The 3,120-nt window shown below is 52.2% G+C and carries 3 protein-coding genes and 1 pseudogene; all 4 read right to left on the bottom strand.

Annotation, left to right across the window (positions count from 1 at the left end; all coding sequences use genetic code 11):
- A pseudogene (locus tag MES37_RS23890) lies at window positions 1-354 on the bottom strand (30S ribosomal protein S6--L-glutamate ligase); the annotation flags it as partial.
- Between the two features lie 64 nt (window positions 355-418).
- Complete coding sequence (locus MES37_RS23885; RefSeq protein ID WP_237932782.1) at window positions 419-1,336, bottom strand: LysR family transcriptional regulator; 918 nt, start codon at window positions 1,334-1,336, stop codon at window positions 419-421.
- Between the two features lie 68 nt (window positions 1,337-1,404).
- A complete protein-coding gene (locus MES37_RS23880) occupies window positions 1,405-2,661 on the bottom strand; it encodes a nucleoside permease (RefSeq protein WP_237932783.1) in 1,257 nt (418 codons plus the stop codon).
- A gap of 43 nt (window positions 2,662-2,704) precedes the next feature.
- A partial coding sequence (locus tag MES37_RS23875) for a phosphorylase family protein (RefSeq protein WP_443107953.1) occupies window positions 2,705-3,120 on the bottom strand: 416 nt, incomplete at its 5' end.

Here is a 3,120-nt window from a genome sequence, read left to right as displayed (position 1 = left end):
ACCTGTCACCGGTAAATCAATCCCCTGACGTGCCATCAACTGTAACGATCGCAGTTTGTCACGTGCACGAGTGATCGCCACCGATTCATTGAGCGGATAACTGCCCAACATTTCAAACTGGCGTAACACGGCGGTGCCGTAGAACGTAATAGCAGAACCGATACGCGGGATCACCGCATCATAATGAGGAAGCTGACGTCCCTTATAGTGCACTGAGGGGGCCGCCGGATTGATGTTCATGTAGCAAGAAAGGGGATCGATGATTTCGACGACGTGACCACGGCGAGAGGCCGCCTCACGTAGACGTTTGCAAGAATAAAGCGTTCCATCCCGGGATAAAATGGCGATTTTCACCCTGTACCTCAGCGTTTCCAGTCCAATAATGAAAGCGGGGTTATCATAGCACTGCCATGACATTTCAACGAATGGGCAATGTGCCTGGCGATTGTTTTAATACGTCAATTAAATGGCGCGTCGTGGAAGCCAGATGATGCGGATCGTACACCACGTAAAGATCGGCGGGGATCGCCTGAGCCAGTGGGCGGAAAGTGACACCCGGCCAGTTCATTTGCGCATAGCTGTCGGCCATGATGGTCAATCCCATTCCAATACTGACAAGCGCCAATACGGTTTGCGGTTCCACCGCTTCCCTGACCACATGTGGGACAAACCCAGCCTCGCGGCAAACACCCTGCAAAAAAGTCCAGTCAGAATGCACTGCCGTCATGGTGACAAAGGCTTCACGGCGCAATTGTTCAATATTAATGGCGGATTGTTTTGCCAGAGGATGCTTTTCTGGCAACGCGACCAAAAACGTAGCGTCGTGAAGTTTTTCGCTGCGTAAACCCGGAGGCGGATTGGTTTCCATGCGCCAGATTCCGGCGTCAATGTCGTGACGGTCAATCAAAGCAAGCTGGTCACCTGGTGACTTTTCACGGAACAAAATATCGATAGCGGGATAATCGGCGATAAATTGCTGTAACCCCAGACGCAGACCACCCCAAATAGCCGTACCGACAATGCCCAGATGAATTCGCCCACCTTCCCCACGGCCGATTTGTTCCACGCGAGCCAGGGCCTGGTTTGCACTATCGAGCAGCAGCCGGGTTTCATCCAGCAACACTTCACCGGCATACGTCAAGGCGACGCTACGGGAATGGCGTATAAACAGAACGGTGCCGAGCTGGGATTCTAATTCTTTGATATGGAAGCTTAGCGGCGGTTGCGACATGTTGAGCCGCGCGGCAGCTTTTCCAAAATGCAGCTCTTCCGCTACCGCCTGAAAATAGCGCAGTAGTTTTAAATCGGTACGATATGTTCGCTGTGAAGTACTCATGAGGCTCCCTATGCTCTGGCAGCCCCATAAGTTATCACTCCTGCCACGCGCTGTAATCCAGCCGACGCTTAATGTGCGAGCGGTGCCGAAGCCTTAAGCGATGGCGTGTGGCGATACTGGAAACTAAAGTGAAAAATAATCGCCAGCACCAACGCATATCCGGCGAAGACTAGCCAAATGGTCGTCCAGTCTTTCACACCGTCCACGCTGAAGTAATCCACCACGTAGCCGCTAAGAATCGCGCCCACGTATGCGCCAATCCCGTTAACCATCGTCATGAACAGCCCTTGAGCACTGGCGCGAATGCGCGAATCCACTTCTTGTTCCACAAAGACCGAACCGGAAATATTGAAGAAATCGAAGGCACAACCGTATACCACCATCGAGAGCAGCAGTAACACAAAGCCAAACGCTGATGGGTCGCCCCAGGCAAAAAGTGCAAAGCGCAACACCCATGCCACCATACTCATCAGCATCACTTGTTTGATACCAAAGCGACGTAGGAAAAATGGGATGGTGAGGATAAACGCCACTTCGGACATTTGAGATACAGACAGCAGAATCGATGGATATTGCACTACGAAGCTATTGGCAAATTCGGGCTGGCGAGCAAAATCATGCAGGAACGGATTGCCAAAGGTATTGGTTATTTGCAAAACCGCACCTAACAACATGGCAAATAGGAAGAAAACGGCCATGCGCGGTTTTTTGAACAACACAAACGCATCTAACCCCAGGCGGCTCACCCACGTGCGAGATACGCCGCCCTTTACTACTGGAATAGTTGGCAAAGTCAGTGAATACAAAGCCAGCGCCAGAGAAGCGCCCGCAGCAATATATAACTGGAGATTACTGAGCTCGAAGCGCATCAGGCTGACAGTCCACATCGCGGCAATAAAGCCTATGGTGCCAAATACGCGGATCGGCGGGAAATGGCTGACGGTATCCAGCCCTGCCTTTTCGAGACTGGCATAAGAGATAGTATTCGACAGTGCAATCGTTGGCATAAATGCCATCGCATTACCCAGCATCACCCAAAACATCAGCCCCGGCTGGTTAATGCTGGCCGCCCAGGCCAACATTGCCGCACACACCAGGTGGCAGAGAGCATACACACGATTCGCAGGCAGCCATTTATCGGCAATAATGCCGACAATCCCCGGCATTAACAGTGCAGCAATACCTTTGGTACTGTAGACCATGCCCACATCAGCGCCCCGGAACCCGAGGGTGTTAATCATGTATGAACCCAGCGTGACCAGCCAGGCTCCCCAAATGAAATACTGCAAAAACAACATGATTTTCAAGCGAGGTTTTATCGCCATAGAGTTAATCGCCATGTGTTTTACCCGGTGTGTTGGAATGGCCTCAGGCGAGCTTGCCCAGGAAACCGCAGATCAGATTGATAAAGTTCTGACGCGAAAGTGCTGCCGCCGCCAAAGTCTGCGCGTGGGAAAGCTGTACGCTGCCGAGGCCTTCAGCCAGGTTAGTGATTGCCGAAACCGCCACCACTTTTAGGCCACAATGGCGAGCACTGATCACTTCAGGCACCACTGACATCCCCACCACATCGCCACCGATGATTTGCATCATGCGAATTTCGGCTGCTGTTTCAAAGTTTGGGCCAGGATAGGAAACAAACACCCCTTCAGTGAGTGGGAAGCCCTGCTCTTTAGCCACATGCTGCAAAATGCCACGGTAATCAGCGTCGTAAGCGTTCGCCAGAGAGAAGAAACGCTCACCGAAACGTTCATCGTTAGGGCCAACGGTCGGCGTACCCGGCA

Source organism: Buttiauxella sp. S19-1 (assembly GCF_022134725.1).
GTDB lineage: Bacteria > Pseudomonadota > Gammaproteobacteria > Enterobacterales > Enterobacteriaceae > Buttiauxella > Buttiauxella ferragutiae.
This window is presented reverse-complemented; position numbering and strand designations above follow the sequence as displayed.